Source organism: Mesorhizobium sp. SP-1A (genome assembly GCF_032460275.1).
Lineage (GTDB): Bacteria > Pseudomonadota > Alphaproteobacteria > Rhizobiales > Rhizobiaceae > Mesorhizobium.
The window spans coordinates 206,397-227,025 of the sequence record NZ_JAVXZD010000006.1 but is presented as its reverse complement, the minus strand read 5'-3'; the positions used below and the strand labels follow the sequence as shown (position 1 = coordinate 227,025).

Below are 20,629 nucleotides of genomic sequence, written 5' to 3'. Positions count from 1 at the left end.
TCCCTTCATGACGGTGCGACGTCGTTCCCTTGCCGAACGTGGGCAGCTCGACCTGTTCAGGGCGCTCCCGGGCGACTTCGCTCCACGAGACGCGCAGGATCTCATGGCCTATCCCTTCTTCTCCCTCGCCAAGTCGAAGCGCGTTGCGCCCATCGACTTCGCCGCCGGCAACGTCACGATCAGGGTCGAGGCGGTCCCCGATCATGGCATGGCCACCATCTGGGATGCCGACATCCTGATCTGGGCCGCCAGCCAGATCGTCGAAGCCCGCGACAACGGGCTCCGAACTTCCCGGCTGATGGCCGCCACGCCCTATGAAATCCTCACCTATGTCGGTCGCGGCACGTCGCTTCGAGACTACCAGCGCCTGAAGGCCGCACTCGACCGGCTGCAATCGACAACGATTTCCACCTCGATCCGGCAACCGGCCGAAGGCCGCCGCCACCGCTTCTCTTGGATCAACGAGTGGCAGGAGCGCACCGATCGCAACGGCCGCCCGGACGGCATCGAGATGATCGTGCCAGACTGGTTCTACCAGGCCGTCCTCGACGATGCCCTCGTGCTGACTATTGACCGGACCTATTTCGACCTGACCGGCGGCCTCGACCGCTGGCTCTACCGCCTGGTGCGCAAGCACGGCGGCCGTCAGCCGGGTGGCTGGCGCTTCGACTTCCACCACCTCCACCAGAAATCCGGCAGCCTGTCGCCCTTCAAGCGCTTCGCCTTCGAGTTGCGCGACATCATCCGCCGCCAGCCGCTGCCGGGCTACACGCTGTTCCTGGAGGCCGAGATCGGCGGGCGGATGCTGCTCGCATTCGAGCCCGTTCCGCCCTGTGGAAAACCTGTGAATGGCCTCGTGCTATCGGGAACCCAGGCTATCGTGCTATCGGGAACCGGACCATCGTGCTATCGGGAACCGAAACCGGCCCTAACGCACGGAAAACAATCACGAAATATCGCCCTTAACTTAGAGTCTAACATAGACTCTAACCTTGAAGAGCGCGCGCGCGATGTGGAAAACCTCATCCGCGACACCGCCCGAAGCCTCCGCGTAGAGGCAAAGAAGAAGGCATCCGCCGCCCCTCCGGCATCTCGATCCGCCTCCGATCAGGAGGCGACGACAGGCCTCGACGCCGCCGGAGCACCACGCCTTCCTCTCGATCTTCCGGGAGGTGGCAAATGATCATCGCGCTCCTCAACCAGAAAGGCGGCGTCGGCAAGACGACACTGGCGCTGCACATCGCCGGTGAACTGGCCGGCCGAGGCAATCGCGTCACCTTGGTCGACGCCGATCCGCAGGGATCGTCGCTCGACTGGTCGCAGCAGCGTGCCCGCGAGGGTCTGCCCCGGCTTTTCGGCACCATCGGCCTCGCGCGCGACACGCTGCACCGGGAAGCACCGGAGCTGGCCCGCGATGCCGATCACGTCGTCATCGACGGCCCGCCCCGCGTCGCCGGCCTCATGCGCTCCGCGCTTCTCGCCGCCGACCTGGTGCTGATCCCGGTGCAACCGTCGCCTCTCGATGGCTGGGCCTCGGCCGAGATGCTGGCCCTCCTGGCAGAGGCCCGCATCTACCGGCCCCAGCTCGTCGCCCGCTTCGCGCTCAATCGCTGCGGCGCCCGCACCGTCATCGCCCGCGAGACGGCCGAAACGCTCGCCGACCACGATCCGCCGATGCTCGCCACCGCCATCGGCCAGCGCGTCGTCTTCGCCGACGCGGCGCAGGCCGGGCGGCTGGTTCGCGAGATCGACCGCCAGTCTCCCGCCGCCCGCGAGATCGCGGCGCTCACCACCGAAATCGAAGGGCTGGGCATCGGGAGGGCCGCGCGATGACCATCCTCACCGGCGATTGCCGCGAAGAAATGCCCTGGCACGCCCCCTATGACATGATCCTTGCCGATCCGCCCTATGGCGACACCTCGCTCGCCTGGGATCGGCGCGTCGAGGGCTGGATTGCGCTGGCGCGCGCCGCCCTCCGGCCGACCGGCTCGCTCTGGGTCTTCGGCTCGCTGCGCTGCTTCATGGCGACCGCCGACCGCTTCGCCGATGCCGGCTTGCGGATCGCGCAGGAGATCGTCTGGGAAAAGCAGAACGGCACCGGGTTTCATGCCGACCGCTTCAAGCGTGTGCATGAGCTGGCCGTGCAGTTCTACCCGGCCGAGACGGCCTGGCGGGACATCTACAACGACGTCCAGACCACGCCCGATGCAACGGCGCGGACGGTTCGCCGCAAGCGTCGCCCGCCCCATACAGGCCAGATCGACGCCGGGCATTACGTTAGCCACGATGGCGGGCCGCGCCTGATGCGTTCGGTCATCTATTTGCGCAATTGCCACGGCCGGGCAATCCATCCGACCGAAAAGCCGTCGGCACTCCTGGAAATCCTTATCCGCACCAGTTGCCCGGAAGGCGGCCTGGTCGGCGACTGGTTCGCCGGTTCGGGCGCTGCCGGAGAAGCCTGCCGGCTCTCCGGCCGGCGCTACATCGGCTGCGAGATCGACCCTGACATGGCCGAACGTGCGCGGGCGCGCATCGCCACGGTGCTGCCGTTCCATGACGGAGGCGCGTCATGACGGTGCGCAGCGACAGGCGCGGGTTTGCAGCGCGCCCGACCGATCCGGACGGCTGGATCAAGGCCGGTGACGCATCCACAGCGCGCGAATGCACTGCGCCGGCCAACACCGCCCGGCTGACCATCGACGTCACGCCCGCAATGCGTGGCCGCATCAAGGTTGCGGCGTTCAATCGCGGCATCACGGTCGCCGACATGCTGCGCGAACTGCTCGCGCGCGAATTTCCCGACACGTCAGGAGATCGCCCATGATTGGCATCGGTTCCCATGACGATGATCTCACCCGTGTCGAACTGACGTGGGTGGAGAAGAAGATCGAATACTGGATAAGGTTCGGCCACGCGACTGGTGAGCAGATTCTCGACCGCAGCCGCCGCGTCGTCTCGTTCTCTCCCGGTGCAGTCTTTGCTTTCGTGCGTTGGGCGTCGAATGACTACGGCACCGTCATCTCGCGTATCGACATCCTGCGCGCGATAACGCCCGGCAGCGCCTATCAGACGCTGCCCTTCGTGCGGCCGGGCGGCGAGATCCTGCTGAAGATCGAGGGCTGGCCCAAGGTCGAGTCCGTTCTTCGCCATGTCCAGGCGATCGAGGCCTTCGGAGTCGATCCTGCCGAGGTCGATCCCGATCACTGGCGCCATGTCGCCCACTGGATGAACGCGGGCGAAGCGCCGCGTCCCTACACGATGGAGCGCCATTCCGCATGGCTACGCCGCCGGGGGATGGGGCTATGACCCGCGCCCGTTATCTCGTCGTGACGGTCGCGGCCGTGTTCACTGTCGCCCTCGCCAGCGGTATCCAGATCGCGCCCAGACTGGTCTGGAACGCATCGGCCAGCGTGCCGATCGGCTTCTACACCATCGCTCCGGCGGATGGGCTCGACGTGTCCGATCTGGTCGCAGTCATGCCGCCCGAACCGCTCTCCGCCTTCATGATGGAGCGCGGCTACGTCGCCCGCGACGTGCCGCTCCTGAAGCGCGTCCTCGGCTTGCCGGGACAGCGCGTATGCCGCAACGGCCACACGATCACCGTGGACGGGATCGAGATGGGCGAGGCGTTGGAGCGCGACAGATTCGGCCGCGACCTGCCGGTCTGGCAGGGCTGCCGCGTCATCGCCGAGGGCCAACTCTTCCTCATGAATCTGGATGTCCGCGACAGTCTCGACGGCCGCTATTTCGGCCCTCTGCCTGCCTCGACCGTGATCGGCCGGGCCACCCCGCTTTTCACCGACGAAGACGGCGATGGCCGCTTCGTCTGGCGCGCGCCGATGCGGTGACGGCGTGTCATTCGCAACCTCACCGCACAACAGGAGACCACGATCATGGCCCAGATTGGACATTTCACACGCACTCAATCCGGCTTCGAAGGCGAGTTTCGGACGCTCGGCATCCGCGAAAACATCGCGCTCGTTCCCGCCGAGCCGTCGGAGGTCGAGAACGCGCCGAAATATCGCGTCCTGCTCGGCGGCGACGAAGGCCTCGATATCGGAGCGGGCTGGAAACATGTCGGTGAACGCGCTGGTGAGTTCGTCTCAATCACGATCTACAGCCCGCTCCTTGGCGGCACTTTCCGCGCAAATCTCTTCCGGGCTGGTGACGACGATTCCGCTTGGGTGCTGCACACCAACCTGCCTTCCAAAAAGCGGCAGGAGGACTGAATGGCGGCGGTCCGACACCGCGCACGCGCCGGACGCGATTCCACCGTCCGGCGCTCAGCGCTCCTCTTTCTTCTTTCCGGCCTTATCTTCACCTCAGCCGCGTCGCCCGCTGTGCTTGCACAGGTCTTGCCACTATCGCGCGCTTCAGCAGCGCATCCGCACGCGGCGCACATCACCGAAGCATCGCAGCGTTTCGGCATCCCGGCGGCATGGATTGTCACTGTGATGCGGGCCGAAAGTGCGGGCCATGTGCGCGCCGTGTCTTCGGCAGGCGCGATGGGGCTGATGCAGGTCATGCCCGACACCTGGGCCGAACTGCGCATCCGCTATGGTCTCGGCCGCGATCCTTATGACCCGCGCGACAATATCCTCGCAGGCACCGCCTATCTGCGTGAGATGTGGGACCGCTACGGCAATGTGGCCGCGATGCTCGCGGCCTACAATGCCGGTCCCGCCCGCTATGACGAATACCGGATGGCGGATCGTCCGCTACCCACTGAAACGCGCGCCTATGTCGCTACGCTTGCGCCCATGCTGTTCGGCGAGCAGCCTTCGGGCGACGCATCCGCTGTCGCTAGGCCGCTCGACTGGCGCGAGGCGGGGCTCTTCGTTTCGCGCGGCGGTGACGCTTCCTCCGCCGATCCGGCTACGCTCGACCGCGCGCAGGACGATACCAATTCCCTCGTTCCGGCGGCACCCGAGGCGCTCACCGACTTGCAGCCCGAGGGGCTCTTCGTCGCCCGCAATGCCGGTGAGGACCGACCATGAGCGGCTCCGCAGTTTTTCGCGCTGCATCGGGCTCTGGCGCATCATGGACGGCGCTGGGGGTGTCGGCAGGCACCACGACCGGAAGATGGCGAGATAAAAAGGCGCACGGTGCGCTTCGGTTGGGCGGTTGTTTTTGCGGGGTTTTCCGGTGCGTTCCGCACCGTGCGGCGCTGGCGCGCACCGTGCGCTGCGCACCCATCTTCTTGAATTTACATCCTGTTCTGCACCGTGCGGGCCAGCGCCATGTCCGATGAGCGCGAGTTCCGCATCCGTCCGGGGCGCATCCGCTCGACCCGTGCGCAGCAGGTCCGGCCTTTCATCGCCCAGGCGCTCGCCGCCGCGCAGAAGGCCGGCGGGCGGGTCTCGCGCTCCGGCAAGATCACCTCCGGCAAGCGATCCCGCTTCGGGCGCGGCCAGCGCGCCAGTATCCAAGCCAATCGTCTCCTCACCGGGCGCTCGCGCATCGTCGTGATCAAGACCCGCGTGGTGCGTCATACCGCACGTTCCGCCCCGCTCGGCGCGCACCTCAATTACCTGCGCCGCGACGGTGTGACCCGCGATGGGGGAAGGGCGCGGATGTTCGGCCCGGAGAACGACGACATGGATGCCCGCGCTTTCGCCGAGCGATGCGGGGATGACCGGCATCATTTCCGCTTCATCGTCTCCCCGGAGGACGCGGCGGACATGACCGACCTCAAGGCCCATGCCCGAGAGCTGATGGGCCAGATGGAGAAGGATCTCGGCACGCGCCTCGATTGGGTCGCCGTCGATCACTGGAACACCGACAATCCCCATATTCATATCATCCTGCGCGGCCGCGCGGATGACGGTCAGGACCTCGTGATCTCCCGCGACTACATCAAGGAAGGCATGCGCGCCCGCGCGCAGGATCTCGTCACGCAGGAACTCGGCCAGCGTACCGATCTGGAGATCCATCGCAATCTGGAGCGGCAGGTCGAGGCGGAACGCTGGACGGTACTTGACCGGCAGCTTGTTCGCGATGCCGGGAAGTCGGGCATACTCGATCTCGCCCCGCTTGCCGACCGGCAGCCAGATGCGCTTCACACGCTGAAGGTCGGTCGGCTGCGCACCCTCGAAATCCTCGGCGTGGCTGGTCAGGTCGGGCATTCGCAATGGTTCATCAAGCCCGAGGCTGAAAAGGTGCTGCGCGAACTCGGCGAGCGTGGCGACATCATCAAGCGCATGCACCGTGCCCTGACCGAGCGCGGCATCGAGCGGGGCTCGGCCAGCTATGTCCTCGCAGGCGAGAGCCTCGACGTTCCCGTCATCGGCCGCCTGGTCGAGCGCGGACTTGATGACGAGCTGAAGGGCACGGCCTATGCCGTCGTCGATGGCGTCGATGGGCGCAGCCATCACATCAAGCTGCCGCATATCGACGCTGCCGGCGATAGCCCGCCCGGTTCGATCGTTGAGTTGCGCGCCTACGAGGATGCGAACGGGCAGCGCCGGGTCGCACTGGCCGTCCGCTCTGATCTCGATCTCGCCGCACAGGTCGGCGCCACCGGCGCGACCTGGCTCGACCGGCAGGCCATCGCCCGCGAGCCTATTGCCCTGTCGGACAGCGGTTTCGGCGCGGAAGTCCGTCAGGCGATGGACGCGCGTGCCGAGCATCTCATCGGTGAAAACCTCGCCGAGCGGCAGGGCGGCCGCGTCGTCTTCGCGCGCCGGCTGCTCAACACGCTCCGCAATCGGGAACTGCGGGCAGTCGGAGAGCAACTCGCCTCCGAGACCGGCATGCCGTTCAACCGCACCGGAAGCGGCGAATATGTCGCCGGCACCTATCGCCAGCGCCTTGCCCTCGCTTCCGGGCGCTTCGCCATGCTCGATGACGGCCTCGGCTTCCAGCTCGTGCCTTGGTCGCCCTCCCTCGAAAAGCAGATCGGCCGCCATGTCTCCGGCGTCGCCCGCGACGATGGCGGCGTCGATTGGGATTTCGGGCGCAAGCGCGGCCTCGGCCTCTAGCCTCAACCGGAAAGGACCAATGCAATGTCCGCGACCAAGATCCTCTGGGGACAGATCACCGTTGTCTTTCTCATCATCCTCGTCACCACCTGGGGCGCGACACAGTATGTTGCCTGGAGCCTCGGCTATCAGCCGCAGCTCGGGCCGCCCTGGTTCGTGCTGTTCGGTGTGCCGGTCTATTATCCGCCCACGCTCTTCTGGTGGTGGTATTTCTACGAAGCCTATGCGCCGCCGATCTTCGCCAAGGGCGGGATCATCGCAGCGTCAGGCGGCTTCATCGCCATCGCCGTCGCCATCGGCATGTCGGTCTGGCGGGCGCGCGAGGCCAAGAACGTTGCCACCTACGGCTCGGCACGATGGGCCGAGAAGAACGAGATCAAGGACGCTGGCCTCCTCGATCCCGATGGCGTGGTTCTCGGCCGCTACGAAAAGGAATACCTGCGCCATGACGGGCCGGAGCATGTGCTCTGCTTCGCGCCGACCCGATCCGGCAAAGGCGTCGGCCTCGTCGTCCCGTCGCTGCTGACTTGGCCGGGCTCTGCCATCGTCCATGACATCAAGGGTGAGAACTGGCAGCTCACCTCCGGCTTTCGGTCGCGCCATGGCCGTGTCCTGCTCTTCGACCCGACCAACTCCAAATCCTCGGCCTACAATCCGCTGCTCGAGGTGCGACGCGGCGAGTGGGAAGTGCGGGACGTTCAGAACATCGCCGACATCCTCGTCGATCCCGAAGGCAGCCTCGACAAACGGAACCATTGGGAAAAGACCAGCCATTCGCTTCTCGTCGGCGCGATCCTGCATGTTTTGTATGCGGAGCCCAACAAAACCATGGCCGGTGTTGCCAGGTTCCTTTCCGATCCGAAGCGTCCGGTCGAATCTACACTGCGCGCCATGATGGAAACCCGGCATCTCGGTGAGGCCGGGCCGCACCCGGTTGTTGCCAGCGCAGCACGCGAACTGCTCAACAAATCCGACAACGAACGCTCGGGAGTCTTGTCGACGGCCATGTCTTTCCTGGGGCTTTATCGCGACCCCGTCGTCGCCGAGGTTACGCGCCGGTGCGACTGGCGGATCAGCGATATAGTCGGCGGCGAGCAACCGACCACACTCTACCTTGTCGTGCCGCCGTCCGACATCAACCGCACCAAGCCGCTGATGCGGTTGCTGCTGAATCAGGTTGGCCGCCGCCTGACCGAGGATCTGCAGGCGAACGTCGGGCGACACCGGCTGCTGCTGATGCTGGACGAGTTTCCGGCCTTGGGGCGGCTGGATTTCTTCGAGACGGCCCTGGCCTTCATGGCGGGCTACGGGCTGAAATCGTTTCTGATCGCGCAGTCGCTGAACCAGATCGAGAAAGCCTATGGACCGAACAATTCGATCCTCGACAACTGCCATGTCCGCGTGAGCTTTGCGACGAATGACGAACGCACCGCCAAGCGTGTATCCGATGCCCTCGGCACCGCCACCGAGATGAAGGCCATGAAGAACTACGCTGGCCACAGATTGTCGCCCTGGCTCGGGCATCTCATGGTCTCGCGCTCGGAGACAGCCCGCCAGTTGCTCACACCGGGCGAGATCATGCAGCTTCCGCCCACCGAAGAGATCGTCATGGTGGCGGGCATCCCACCGATCCGGGCGACGAAAGCACGCTATTACGAAGATGCCCGGCTTCGGGAGCGCCTCCTGGCGCCACCGGAATTGAAGCAGCCCGACGAAGCCCGTCCCGACGACTGGACCTCGCTGCCGATCCCGGCGCGGCCGGAGAGCGCTGAGGCTTCTTCCGATCTATCGGTCGATGATGAAGATCCCACCGAATCCGAACGCCGGCTGCAACCGGAACTTAGCCGTGCGAAGCCGGTGGAGAAGAAAAAGCCTATCGAGAACGAGTTTGAGGCTGGGTTGTCGGATGACCTCGATGAGGAGGTTGTCCAGAACCAACGCATGATTCGTCATGTGCAAGGCATCGCGCGCCAAGTGGCGATGGACCCCAATGATGGCATGGATCTGTAGTGCTATGACCAACCCTCGGAAGAAGAAAAAGGTCTCAGTTTATCTGGACCCGAACATCGAGAAGATCCTGGCGGATTTCGCCGCGCGCCGGGATCAGTCGCAATCCATGATCGCGGAAGCCGCCATCGCCTCGTTCCTGTCGCCGGACGATGCAGAGCGCCGGGAAGCGATCATCGCCCGACGTCTCGACCAACTCGACCGCCGCATGAGCCGAACGGAGCGCGACATAGGCATCGCCGTCGAGACCCTGGCCGTCTTTATCCGCTTCTGGCTAACGACCACGCCAGCCCTGCCGGAACCTGCCGCGCAGGCGGCGAAGGCCAAGGTTGGCGAGCGGTACGAGGCGTTCATCACCGCGCTCGGGCGCCGTCTCGCACAGGGGCCGAAGCTGCGGCAGGAGATTTCCGAGGACATGGCCGGAGCAAACCCGTCAACAGAAGAGTTGAACGGACCTTAGCTTTGAACCCGGTTCCGGCGTTCGGTCAGAATGAATCAGATGTGGGCGAGGCCGTTTCACCTACGCTGCTCGAACAGCCAGTCGCGGACGGCGGGGATGTCGTAGGCGTAGATCCATGTGTTGACATGGCCCGCGCCGCCCGTGTTTGCGCCGCCTTCGGGCAGCACAGAGCCGGGGGTAAAGGTGGTGAAGAACACGTTGCTGTCCGCCCCCGCCGCCCGGATGGCGGCCACCGCCTCGGCCTGCGCCTTGGGTGCGGCCCTGGCATCCAGGCTGCCGCGCGCGACCTTGGCCCCGTTGGCCTTTAGCACCTCCATGATGGCGGTCATGCCGGGGAACGCCTTGGTGTCGTCCTCGGACACGATGACCCAGAGGTTGTCGTGGGCCAAGGGCGCGGTGACGGCGGGGTCCCATTGCCCGGCGACGCACAGGGTGCCGGCGAACAGGTCGGGATGCGCCACCCCCAGCGCGATGCTGGTCATGCAGCCGCCCGACTGGCCGGTGGTATAGATGCGGTCGCGGTCGATGGCATGCTCGGCGGCCAGCGCCTCCAGCAGTCGCGGCAGCATCGCGACATAGACCGAGGTCTGCGAGGCATCGTTGGCCAGCGGCACCGGGAACTGCGGCGCCAGCACAAAGGCCGGGTGCCGCGCCTGATCCTCGGGGCTGGCGAAGGACACGGCGCCCAGCCCCTGTTGCAGGGTGCGGCGCGGGTTCGATCCGGTCACGCCGGCATCGTGCAGGAACATCACCAGCGGATAGTCCTGCCCGGCCTCGGCGCCCGCGGGGATATACAGGTTGTAGTCCAGCAGCAGGCCGGTTTCGGGATCGGTGAAGCGGAACTGGCGGAAATCGTCGACGATCAGGTTGGTAACGCGGGTGTTGATGACGCCCTTGTCCGTGGCTGCCAGCACCCCGCCATCGGCCAGCGTTAACGGGGCTGCCAGATGCACGATCAACTGCGGCGCTTCGTCCACACCGGGGGCGAAGACGACTGCGGCCTCGTCCGCCGGATCGAGTTCGAGGATTGCGAAGCGGCCATCCGCGGCGGGCGCGTCGAGGTCCGGCACGGTCGTCACCCGGACCGACAGGATGCGGCGGCCGTCCACGGCAAAGCTGTCGGGCGACAGGGCGGCGGCCGACAGCGGGGCCGCGAATTCGACGATGGCCGCGGTCACGTTCTGGCTGCGCCCGAACACCTGCGTCACGGCTGTGACGCTCGCGATAGTGTCGGTGACAAAGACACTGCGGTTCACCGCCGGCCCGCCGCCGCCCGGCTCCTGTGCTATGGCTGCAGGCGGGATGGAAAGGACCAGAAGGGTGAAAAGGTAAGCGAACTTCATGGCCCGGATCCTCGGCTTGCCGGCTCACGGGCCGGATTGATGTCGATCATGCGCATCTGTGGGACGGAGGCGACCTGAGCGACCATCACCCATACGGCCCGCATTGCAACCTTATCCGCCTACACGTCTGCGTCAGGTAGTCCCGTCGCAAGGAAGCACAGGATTTCCGTTTTGTCCTGCGCTTGCCAATCACGCTCCGCTCCTGCGGCGGAAGACGGACAACTCTCGCGAACAGCCATTTTCATCGAATCAATTGGCTGGGCTGGAGATCGCTATGAGTCGCTTGCAGTGTTCAAGGCGGGACAGACTACACCGCCGTTCTCCTGTATTTTTAACCCACACTACTACGACGCTAGATACTTGTTGAACCAACCCGTTTTGGGTCTCTTTTAGTCATCCCCATCCGGGGATCGTCTCTCGCCTCCCCGGTGGAACGGGGACGAGATGGCAGGCATCAAACACAAACAAGCAACGGTGGACCGCGGCGCACGTATGCTCCGGACGGCGCTCGGGCCTGCCATCTCAACCTTGTTGCAAGATCCGTCCGTTGTCGAGGTCATGCTGAACCCCGATGGCCGGATCTGGGTGGACCGCCTGTCCGCCGGGCTGGCCGACACCGGCGCGATGCTGTCCGCTGCCGATGGGGAACGCATCGTGCGGCTGGTCGCCCATCATGTCGGTGTGGAAGTGCATGCCCGGAGCCCGCGCGTCTCGGCAGAATTGCCGGAAACAGGTGAGCGGTTTGAGGGTTTGTTGCCGCCCGTCGTAGCTGCACCCGCCTTCGCGATCCGTAAACCCGCAGTCGCGGTGTTCACGCTCGAAGATTATGTGGCCGCCGCCATCATGACCGCAGGCCAGGCGGAAACGCTACGCACGGCTGTCACATCCCGCGCCAACATTCTCGTCGCGGGCGGCACGTCCACCGGGAAGACGACCCTTACCAATGCGCTGCTCGCCGAGGTGGCGAAGACGCATGATCGCGTCGTCATCATCGAAGATACCAGAGAGCTGCAATGCGCCGCGCCCAACCTCGTCGCCATGCGGACCAAGGATGGCGTCGCCAGCTTGTCTGATCTGGTGCGGTCGTCGCTGCGCCTGCGCCCGGACCGCATTCCCATCGGCGAGGTGCGCGGCGCCGAGGCGCTCGATCTCCTCAAAGCCTGGGGCACCGGCCATCCGGGCGGCATCGGCACCATCCATGCCGGTTCCGGCATCGGTGCCCTGCGCCGCCTCGAACAGCTTATCCAGGAAGCCGTCGTCACCGTGCCGCGCGCCATGATCGCGGAGACCATCGATCTTGTTGCTGTCCTCTCCGGTCGCGGCTCCGCGCGCCGGCTGTCCGAACTTGCCCGCGTCAATGGGCTCGGGCCGGACGGCGACTACCGGATTTCCCCCGCTTTTTCAGAACCCGACACCACTCACACCACTGGAGAACCTGCATGATCCGTTGCGCCTTCCCTATCCGTCACCATGTCGCAACTGCCGCCACCTTTGCTTGGGTGAGCCTGATGACGACACCGGCCTTTGCCTCGGGCTCCTCCATGCCCTGGGAGGCCCCGCTGCAGTCCATCCTCGAATCCGTTGAAGGGCCGGTGGCCAAAATCGTCGCGGTGATCATCATCATCGTCACGGGCCTGACGCTGGCATTCGGCGATACCGGCGGCGGCTTCCGGCGCCTGATCCAGATCGTCTTCGGCATCTCGATCGCCTTCGCCGCGTCCAGCTTCTTCCTTTCGTTCTTCAGCTTCGGCGGCGGAGCGCTGGTGTGATGGCGGCGAGTTTCGAGGCGCTCGATGCAGTGCCGGGCTTCAGCGTGACGGTCCACCGCGCCCTGACCGAGCCGATCCTGCTCGGCGGCGCACCGCGAAGCGTCGCCATCCTGAATGGCACGCTGGCCGGGGCCGTGGGCCTCGGCCTCCAGCTCTGGTTCGCCGGCATCCTGATCTGGGCGGTCGGCCACATTGCAGCCGTCTGGGCGGCAAAACGCGATCCGCTCTTCGTCGAGGTTGCGCGCCGTCATCTCCGTATTCCCGGCCATCTCTCGGTGTGAGGCACGTGCCATGATGAATCTTGCAGAATACCGCCGCACCGCATACCGCCTTGCCGATTATCTGCCCTGGGTGGCGCTTGTGGGGGAGGGTGTTGTCCTCAACAAGGACGGCTCGTTCCAGCGCACGGCAAAGTTTCGTGGGCCGGACCTGGATTCCGCCGTCGCGGCCGAGCTGGTCGCGGTGGCCGGACGGCTGAACAATGCCTTCCGCCGGCTTGGCTCGGGCTGGGCCATCTTCGTCGAGGCACAGCGGTCGGAAGCTGCAATCTACCCGGCGAGCCGTTTCCCCGATCCGGCCTCGGCGCTGGTCGATGCCGAGCGGAAAGCTGATTTCGAGGAGGAAGGCAGCCATTTCGTCTCGGGCTACTTTCTCACCTTCCTGTGGCTTCCTCCAGCCGAAGACGCCGCGCGTTCGGAATCCTGGCTTTATGAGGGGCGCGAGACCTCGGGTGTAAATCCATGGGAATTGGCGCGCAGCTTTGCCGATCGTACCGACCGCGTGCTGGCGCTGCTCGACGGCTTCATGCCCGAATGCCGCTGGCTCGATGATCCCGAGACGCTGACTTATCTCCATTCGACGATCTCGACCAATCGGCATCGTGTCTGCGTGCCGGAGACGCCGATCTATCTCGATGCGCTGTTGGCTGACCAGCCGTTGACCGGCGGGCTGGAGCCGCGCCTGGGCAATCAGCACCTTCGGGTACTGACCATCACCGGCTTTCCGGGCACGACCACACCCGGCCTGCTCGACGAGATGAACCGGCTGGCGTTTCCCTATCGCTGGTCCACCCGCGCCATCCTTATGGACAAGACTGACGCGACCCGGCTGCTGACGAAGATCCGGCGGCAATGGTTCGCCAAGCGTAAGTCCATCGCCGCCATCCTGAAAGAGGTGATGACCAACGAGCAATCCGCGCTGGTCGATACTGATGCAGCGAACAAGGCCGCCGATGCGGACATGGCCTTGCAGGAACTCGGCGCGGACATCGCCGGCATGGCCTATGTCACGGCGACCGTCACCGTCTGGGACGAGGACGCCCGCCGCGCAGACGAAAAGCTGCGGCTGGTCGAGAAGATCATCCAGTCCCGCGATTTCAGCGTCATGGTTGAGACGGTCAATGCCGTCGACGCCTGGCTCGGCAGCCTGCCCGGACACGCCTATGCCAATGTCCGGCAACCGCCAGTCTCGACGCTCAACCTTGCCCACATGGTCCCTTCGTCTGCCGTGTGGGCGGGGCCGGAACGGGACGACCACTTCGGCGCACCCCCGCTGCTCTACGGCAGAACCGAAGGATCGACCCCGTTCCGGTTTTCCCTGCATGTCGGGGATGTCGGCCATACGCTTGTCGTTGGGCCGACCGGCGCGGGCAAGTCGGTGTTGCTGGCACTGATGGCGCTGCAGTTCCGCCGCTACGCGCGATCGCAGGTCTTCGCATTCGATTTTGGCGGCAGCATCCGCGCCGTATCGCTCGCGATGGGTGGGGACTGGCATGATCTCGGCGGCGAGCTGACCGACGCTTCCGAGACTTCTGTTTCGCTGCAACCGCTGGCGCGCATCCACGAGACGGCCGAACGTGCCTGGGCCGCTGATTGGATCGTCGCGATCCTGATGCGCGAGAATATCCAGATCACGCCGGAGGTGAAGGAACACATCTGGACGGCGCTGACCTCGCTTGCCTCTGCGCCCGTTGGGGAACGGACGATCACCGGCCTTGCTGTGCTGCTTCAGTCCAACGATCTGAAGCAGGCGCTGCGCGCCTATTGCGTAGGTGGTCCCTATGGCCGACTGCTCGATGCCGAGGCAGAACATCTCGGCTCCGCCGATGTGCAGGCGTTCGAGATCGAGGGCCTTGTCGGGACCGGCGCGGCGCCTGCCGTCCTGTCCTACCTGTTTCATCGCATCGGCGGCAAATTGGACGGGCGGCCGACGCTGCTGATCATCGACGAGGGTTGGCTGGCGCTGGATGACGACGCCTTCGCGGAACAGCTCCGCGAATGGCTGAAAACCCTGCGCAAAAAGAACGCCAGCGTCATCTTCGCTACGCAGAGCCTGTCCGACATAGATGGTAGCAAGATTGCCCCGGCCATCATCGAAAGCTGCCCGACGCGGCTTCTGCTGCCGAACGAGCGGGCCATCGAGCCACAGATCACCACGATCTATCGCCGCTTCGGCCTCAATGACCGACAGATCGAGATCCTCGCACGGGCTACACCGAAGCGGGACTATTACTGCCAGTCCCGGCGCGGCAACCGGCTGTTCGAGCTGGGCCTGTCCGAGGTCGGCCTCGCGCTCTGCGCGGTTTCATCAAAATCCGATCAGGCGCTGATCGACGAGATCTTCGCCGAACACGGCCGCGATGGCTTCCTCGCCGCATGGCTCAAAGCGCGCGGCGTCGACTGGGCCGCCGATCTGATCCCGGACCTCAGCAATCTGGCCACCGAAAGCGACGATCTGTCGTCCCTCATTCTCGATGAGGACGAGTTCGAGTTCACCCTGGAAGAAGAGGAGATTACCCCATGACGCGCACGATGCCCCGGATTTCTCGCATGGCCAGCGCCTCCATGTTTGCGCTGACGCTGGCCTTTCCCGTCACGCTCACGCCCGTGCTGACGAGCCCGGCCCATGCCTGGCGCATTGTCTATGATCCGTCCAACTACGCGCAAAACGTGCTGACGGCGGCTCGCACCCTGGAGCAGATCAACAACCAGATCACCTCGCTTCAGAACGAGGCGCAGATGCTGATCAACCAGGCCCGCAACCTCGCGAGCCTGCCGCACAGTTCGCTTCAGGCGCTCCAGCAGAACGTTCAGCGCACCCAGCAGCTTCTGGGCCAGGCGCAGAATCTCGCCTTCGAGGTCGGCCAGATCGACCAGGCATTTCAGAGCCAATATGGCAATGTCTCGCTCTCCGCGACCGACGCCCAAATGGTCGCGGATGCCCGCTCTCGCTGGGAGAACACCGTCGGCGGCTTGCAGGACGCCATGCGTGTGCAGGCTGGTGTTGTCGGCAACATCGACGCCAACCGTGCCGAGATGGCAACGCTCGTCGGCGAAAGCCAGGGAGCGACCGGCGCGCTTCAGGCGACCCAGGCCGGCAACCAGCTCCTCGCCCTGCAATCGCAGCAGCTCTCCGACCTGATCGCGGTCATCTCGGCCAATGGCCGGGCCGATGCCTTGTCGGAAGCGGAGCGGGCGACCGCCGCCGAACAGGGGCGCATCCAACGCGAACGCTTCCTGACGCCGGGGTCGGGCTACCAGCCCGGCAACGCACAGATGTTCAACTGAGGCGGGGGAGAAGATCATGGAAAGAAAGGTGCTGGCCCGGATCGCGGCCATCGTTTTCGTTGCTGTTGCGATCACCACGGCGATCATCGAGACGACGCGCGAGGAAGCGCCCGCGCCAGCACCTTCTGCTTCAGCGCGTCAGACTCCGCCCGATCCCCTGCGCCTCGACCAGAGGCGTTGCCAGCAAATGGGTGAGGCCGCGGCTAGTGACCCCGACTGCCTCCGCACCTGGTCCGAGACCCGTGACCGTTTCTTGGGTCGGACGCCCGCGCAGGCGGCTCCCGGCCCGAACGGGGAGCGTTAAACCATGGGCGGAACGGGGGTCATCGACAACTTCCTTGGCATCTTCACGAGCTACATCGACTCCGGCTTCGGCCTGCTTGGCGGTGAGGTTGCCTTTATCGCGACGACGCTCATTGTCATCGACGTGACACTCGCCGCCCTGTTTTGGGCATGGGGCGCTGACGATGATGTGGTCGCCCGGCTGGTGAAAAAGACGCTGTTCGTCGGCGTCTTCGCCTACATCATTTCCAACTGGAACAACCTCGCCCGGATCGTCTTTGAGAGCTTTGCCGGTCTTGGCCTGATGGCGTCGGGCACCGGGTTTTCGGCCGCCGATCTTCTGCGACCCGGTCGCGTCGCTCAGACCGGTCTCGAGGCCGGGCGGCCACTGCTCGAATCCATCTCCGATCTGATGGGCTGGGTCGCGGTATTCGAAAACCTCGTGCAGATCCTCTGCCTGTTCTTCGCCTGGGCGCTGGTCATCCTCGCCTTCTTCATCCTGGCGATCCAGCTCTTCGTGACGCTGATCGAGTTCAAGCTGACCACGCTCGCCGGCTTCGTGCTGATTCCCTTCGGCCTCTTCGGCAAGACCGCCTTCATGGCCGAACGGGTGCTCGGCAATGTGATCTCCAGTGGTATCAAGGTTCTGGTCCTCGCCGTCATAATCGGTATCGGTTCGACGCTCTTCGGCCAATTTACTGCCGGCTTCGGCGGCGCGACGCCGACTATCGATGATGCCATGGCCATCGTGCTGGCGGCCCTTTCCCTTCTCGGCCTCGGCATTTTCGGACCCGGCATCGCCACGGGCCTCGTGTCTGGTGGCCCGCAACTCAGCGCCGGTGCCGCTGTCGGCACGGGTCTCGCCGTTGGTGGCGCGGCAATCGCTGCCGGTGGTGCGACCATGCTCGCCGCGAAGGGTGGTGGCGCCGCACTCTCCGGTGGTGCTGCATTCGCGCGCGGCGGCGCCTCCGCCGCCGGCGCTGCCTCATCAGCCTATACCCTTGGCTCCATGGGCGGGTCCGGCGCAGCCGGTATCGCATCCGGGCTTGGCGGTGTAGCGCGCGCGGGTGCGTCAGCGACCGTCTCGCCCCTGAAGCATGCCGCCGCCCGCGCCACCGACAGCCTGAAATCCAGTTATTCGGATGGCGTCAAGGGCGGGTTCGGAGCCTCCGGTGGCAGCTCCTCGATGGGCACGGTCGGCGGCACCACATCCCGCGAGCCGGCATCTCCTGCGACCACCGATAGTCCGCCAGCCTGGGCACAGCGCATGCAGCGCGGCCGGGCCATGAGCCATGGCGCTTCCACCGTCGCCCATGCCGTCCGTTCCGGCGACAGCCACGGCGGCGGTTCCTCCGTCAGTCTTTCCGAAAGTGACCGCACATGAACATCTTCAAACGACCAGCAACCCATTACGGCAAGACGCCAGAACCGGAGACACCTTACCAGAAGGCCGCACAGGTCTGGGATGAGCGGATCGGCTCAGCCCGTTTGCAGGCACGGAACTGGCGCTACATGGCCTTCGGCTGCCTGATCCTGTCCGCAGGCTTTGCCAGCGCTCTTGTCTGGCAATCGGCGCGCGGGACGGTCGTGCCCTGGGTCGTACAAGTAGATAGTCTCGGCCAAGCGCAAACCGTCGCGCCTGCTGTTGCCGACTATCGCCCCACCGATCCACAGATCGCCTTCCATCTCGGCCGCTTCATCGAGCAAGTCCGCGCGATCCCGGCAGATGCGATCATTGTCCGGCAGAACTGGCTCCGTGCCTATGAGTGGACTACCGATCGCGGCGCGGCCGCCTTGAACGACTACGCCCGCAACAACGATCCCTTTACCCGCGTCGGCCGCCAGCAGGTCGCCGTCGAGGTGTCATCCGTCATCCGGGCTTCGCCGGATAGCTTTCGGGTTGCCTGGACCGAACGCCACTATGAGAACGGGCAGCTCTCCACCACGGAGAGGTGGACCGCGATCCTCACCATCGTGATCCAGACCCCGCGCAACGCCGAGCGCCTGCGCGCCAATCCCCTTGGAATCTACGTCAACGCGATCAACTGGTCGCGGGAGATGAGCCAATGACCCGCACGCCTTTCCGCGAAGCCGCGTTTCCGGCTTTCCTTAAACCCGCCTTCGCGGCTTTGCTGCTTTCCGCCACCATGCTGACGGGCTGCGCGACCAACAAGCCGCCGCAATTCAGCTACGACGCCGACGTGTTGCCGCTGCCCACCGTGCAGGCCGCCGCCACGGACAACCGGCCCCGGCCCCTGCACGTTCCCCCGGCATGGACCGTGGCGCGCGGCGGCACCACAGCCGGCACGCCGACCGGCCGCGTCGAGAACGCCAATGCCGCCGCCCGCGTCGAGCCGCGCCGAGAAGGCTACTACAACGCGATCCAGATCTATCCGTGGTCGGAAGGTGCGCTCTATCAGGTCTATGCAGCGCCCGGCCAGATCACCAATATCGCGCTGGAGCCGGGCGAGAGCCTGACCGGGGCGGGACCGATTGCGGCAGGCGACACGACGCGCTGGATCATCGGCGACACCGAAAGCGGCTCAGGCTCGAACCGTCGTGTCCATATCCTGGTGAAACCGACGCGCCCGGACATTTCCACTAACCTTGTCGTGACCACCGACCGGCGCACCTACATGATCGAGTTGCGTGCGCGGGAAGCGCTCTACATGCCTTCCGTGGCATGGGCTTATCCCGCGCCGCCGGCAGGGAGCCGAGTGACCACGCCGACCACGCCCGCCATCCCCGCCGAGGCAGCCCGTAATTATCGCTACGGATTGCAGGTGCGGGGCGACAGCCCGCCATGGCGACCTGTTTCCGTCTTCGACGATGGCCGCCGTGTTTATGTCGTTTTCCCGCGCGGTATCGTGCAGGGCGAAATGCCGCCTCTGTTCGTCATCGGGTCGAACGGAGAAACGCAGATCGTCAACAGCCGCGTGCACCAGAACGTTTTGATCGTGGATCGCCTCTTCGGCGCGGCCGAGCTGCGCCTTGGCAGCGGCGACCGTCAGCAGGTGGTCAGGATCGTTCGTATGGAACAAACGCAGGCCGCGATCCCGCCGGTCCGCACGACCACAGGAGGATCGTCCTCATGAGTGAGACCGAAACCGTCGCACCCATGCGGCTTCGTGCGGAACCGCCCCGCGTCACTCGCCTTTCCAGGAGAGTGCTGGCGGGCGTTGGCGGGATCGCGCTTCTCGGCATCTCGGGCGCACTGATCTATGCGCTCCAGATCCGTGATGCAGGGCCTGGAGGTGAAGAACTGTATTCAACGGAAAATCGTTCCACAGCGGACGGCCTAGCCGGTCTGCCGCGCGACTACACCGGCCCCGTTCTGGGGCCGGCGCTGCCTGGCGATCTCGGCCGACCGATCCTTGAGGCACAGAACAGAGGGCAGCCAGTGATGCCGGCAGCGATCACGACGCCCGCCGTTGATCCAGAGGAACAGCGCCGTCTTGCCGAGGAAGAAGCGGCCCGCCTCAGCAACGTGTTCTTCCAGTCGGGGCCGCGTTCCGGCGGGACAGCGGGAACGGCCATGCCCGGTATCGCCGGGATTGGCGGACAACAACCCGATGGGTCCGGGCAGAACCGACATGCCGCCTTCCTCAACGGGCCGGTGGATCGACAAACCGTCGCCCCGGATCGTGTCGCGCCGCCGGCATCGCCCTATATCCTTCAGGCCGGGGCCGTGATCCCGGCCGCGCTCATCACCGGCATCCGTTCCGATCTGCCCGGACAGATCACCGCGCAAGTCACCGAGAACGTTTACGACAGCCCGACCGGCGCGCTGTTGCTGATCCCGCAAGGCACCCGCATCATCGGCCAATACGATGACGGCGTGACCTTCGGCCAGCGCAGGGTGCTCTTGGTGTGGAATCGCCTGATCCTGCCGGGCGGCCGCTCCATCGTTCTGGAGCGCCTGCCGGGCGCGGATGCTTCGGGCTACGCCGGACTTGAGGATGGCGTCGACTATCATTGGTGGGATCTAATGAAGGCGGCTGGCCTCTCCACGCTGCTCGCAGTCGGCACGGAGCTGGCGACCAGCGACGAAGATCGGCTGATCCGCGCCATCCGCGACGGGGCGCAGGATACCGTCAATCAGGCCGGCCAGCAGATCGTCCAGCGCCAGTTGCAGGTTGCGCCGACGCTCACCATCCGACCGGGCTTCCCGGTCAGGATCATCGTCACCCGCGACCTTGTATTCGAGCCCGCCGGAGGTTGA

The 20,629-nt window shown here is 65.3% G+C and carries 22 protein-coding genes; 21 read left to right on the top strand and 1 reads right to left on the bottom strand.

What is annotated here, in order from left to right:
- The first annotated feature begins 7 nt into the window (after positions 1-7).
- From QU595_RS24485 to QU595_RS24435, 11 genes are all read left to right on the top strand, one after another.
- Entirely contained in the window at positions 8-1,183 is a 1,176-nt protein-coding gene (locus tag QU595_RS24485; protein ID WP_315926850.1) for a replication initiator protein A, read from the top strand.
- Complete coding sequence (gene parA / locus QU595_RS24480; RefSeq protein WP_109614468.1) at positions 1,180-1,833, top strand: ParA family partition ATPase; 654 nt, start codon at positions 1,180-1,182, stop codon at positions 1,831-1,833. The genes QU595_RS24485 and parA overlap by 4 nt, the downstream gene beginning before the upstream one ends.
- Complete coding sequence (locus QU595_RS24475; RefSeq protein ID WP_109614469.1) at positions 1,830-2,573, top strand: DNA-methyltransferase; 744 nt, start codon at positions 1,830-1,832, stop codon at positions 2,571-2,573. The genes parA and QU595_RS24475 overlap by 4 nt, the downstream gene beginning before the upstream one ends.
- Positions 2,570-2,824: a hypothetical protein gene (locus QU595_RS24470; RefSeq protein ID WP_109614470.1), complete on the top strand. Its 255-nt coding sequence runs from the start codon at positions 2,570-2,572 to the stop codon at positions 2,822-2,824. The genes QU595_RS24475 and QU595_RS24470 overlap by 4 nt, the downstream gene beginning before the upstream one ends.
- Complete coding sequence (locus QU595_RS24465) at positions 2,821-3,306, top strand: DUF2840 domain-containing protein (protein WP_315926846.1); 486 nt, start codon at positions 2,821-2,823, stop codon at positions 3,304-3,306. The genes QU595_RS24470 and QU595_RS24465 overlap by 4 nt, the downstream gene beginning before the upstream one ends.
- Positions 3,303-3,848, top strand: coding sequence for a S26 family signal peptidase (locus QU595_RS24460; RefSeq protein WP_109614472.1), 546 nt, complete (start codon positions 3,303-3,305; stop codon positions 3,846-3,848). Before QU595_RS24465 ends, QU595_RS24460 begins: the two co-directional genes overlap by 4 nt.
- A gap of 45 nt (positions 3,849-3,893) precedes the next feature.
- A complete protein-coding gene (locus QU595_RS24455; RefSeq protein WP_109614473.1) occupies positions 3,894-4,229 on the top strand; it encodes a DUF736 domain-containing protein in 336 nt (111 codons plus the stop codon).
- Positions 4,230-4,997: a lytic transglycosylase domain-containing protein gene (locus QU595_RS24450; protein WP_315926843.1), complete on the top strand. Its 768-nt coding sequence runs from the start codon at positions 4,230-4,232 to the stop codon at positions 4,995-4,997. It abuts the gene before it with no gap.
- A 243-nt stretch (positions 4,998-5,240) separates the two neighbouring features.
- Positions 5,241-6,980, top strand: coding sequence for a relaxase/mobilization nuclease domain-containing protein (locus tag QU595_RS24445; RefSeq protein ID WP_216331769.1), 1,740 nt, complete (start codon positions 5,241-5,243; stop codon positions 6,978-6,980).
- Between the two features lie 24 nt (positions 6,981-7,004).
- On the top strand, positions 7,005-8,990 hold the full coding sequence (locus tag QU595_RS24440) for a conjugal transfer protein TraG (protein ID WP_109614476.1): 1,986 nt from the start codon (positions 7,005-7,007) through the stop codon (positions 8,988-8,990).
- A gap of 4 nt (positions 8,991-8,994) precedes the next feature.
- Positions 8,995-9,447 (top strand): CopG family transcriptional regulator, encoded by a 453-nt coding sequence (locus QU595_RS24435; RefSeq protein ID WP_109614477.1) that lies wholly within the window; start codon positions 8,995-8,997, stop codon positions 9,445-9,447.
- Between the two features lie 56 nt (positions 9,448-9,503).
- Here the strand turns inward: QU595_RS24435 and QU595_RS24430 are convergent, their stop codons facing one another.
- Positions 9,504-10,790, bottom strand: a complete 1,287-nt coding sequence (locus QU595_RS24430; RefSeq protein ID WP_216331770.1) for a prolyl oligopeptidase family serine peptidase — start codon at positions 10,788-10,790, stop codon at positions 9,504-9,506.
- A gap of 444 nt (positions 10,791-11,234) precedes the next feature.
- Here QU595_RS24430 and trbB point away from each other — a divergent pair, with 444 nt between their 5' ends.
- Genes trbB through QU595_RS24380 form a run of 10 tightly spaced genes read left to right on the top strand, consistent with a single transcriptional unit; the run spans position 11,235 to position 20,629 of the window.
- Entirely contained in the window at positions 11,235-12,233 is a 999-nt protein-coding gene (gene trbB, locus QU595_RS24425; RefSeq protein WP_216331771.1) for a P-type conjugative transfer ATPase TrbB, read from the top strand.
- Positions 12,230-12,559: a TrbC/VirB2 family protein gene (locus QU595_RS24420; RefSeq protein ID WP_109614480.1), complete on the top strand. Its 330-nt coding sequence runs from the start codon at positions 12,230-12,232 to the stop codon at positions 12,557-12,559. The genes trbB and QU595_RS24420 overlap by 4 nt, the downstream gene beginning before the upstream one ends.
- Positions 12,559-12,840: a VirB3 family type IV secretion system protein gene (locus QU595_RS24415; RefSeq protein WP_109614481.1), complete on the top strand. Its 282-nt coding sequence runs from the start codon at positions 12,559-12,561 to the stop codon at positions 12,838-12,840. The genes QU595_RS24420 and QU595_RS24415 overlap by 1 nt, the downstream gene beginning before the upstream one ends.
- A 10-nt stretch (positions 12,841-12,850) precedes the next feature.
- Positions 12,851-15,361 carry a conjugal transfer protein TrbE gene (trbE, locus tag QU595_RS24410; RefSeq protein WP_109614482.1) on the top strand — a complete coding sequence of 837 codons (2,511 nt, stop codon included), beginning with the start codon at positions 12,851-12,853 and terminating at the stop codon, positions 15,359-15,361.
- Complete coding sequence (trbJ, locus tag QU595_RS24405) at positions 15,358-16,125, top strand: P-type conjugative transfer protein TrbJ (protein WP_410000561.1); 768 nt, start codon at positions 15,358-15,360, stop codon at positions 16,123-16,125. The genes trbE and trbJ overlap by 4 nt, the downstream gene beginning before the upstream one ends.
- Before the next feature lie 16 nt (positions 16,126-16,141).
- Positions 16,142-16,429, top strand: coding sequence for a putative entry exclusion protein TrbK-alt (gene trbK-alt / locus QU595_RS24400; protein WP_109614483.1), 288 nt, complete (start codon positions 16,142-16,144; stop codon positions 16,427-16,429).
- A 3-nt stretch (positions 16,430-16,432) separates the two neighbouring features.
- A complete protein-coding gene (gene trbL / locus QU595_RS24395; RefSeq protein WP_216331772.1) occupies positions 16,433-17,791 on the top strand; it encodes a P-type conjugative transfer protein TrbL in 1,359 nt (452 codons plus the stop codon).
- Positions 17,788-18,477 (top strand): conjugal transfer protein TrbF, encoded by a 690-nt coding sequence (gene trbF, locus QU595_RS24390; protein WP_109614485.1) that lies wholly within the window; start codon positions 17,788-17,790, stop codon positions 18,475-18,477. Before trbL ends, trbF begins: the two co-directional genes overlap by 4 nt.
- Positions 18,474-19,502, top strand: coding sequence for a P-type conjugative transfer protein TrbG (gene trbG, locus QU595_RS24385; RefSeq protein ID WP_109614486.1), 1,029 nt, complete (start codon positions 18,474-18,476; stop codon positions 19,500-19,502). Before trbF ends, trbG begins: the two co-directional genes overlap by 4 nt.
- Complete coding sequence (locus QU595_RS24380; protein WP_109614487.1) at positions 19,499-20,629, top strand: TrbI/VirB10 family protein; 1,131 nt, start codon at positions 19,499-19,501, stop codon at positions 20,627-20,629. Before trbG ends, QU595_RS24380 begins: the two co-directional genes overlap by 4 nt.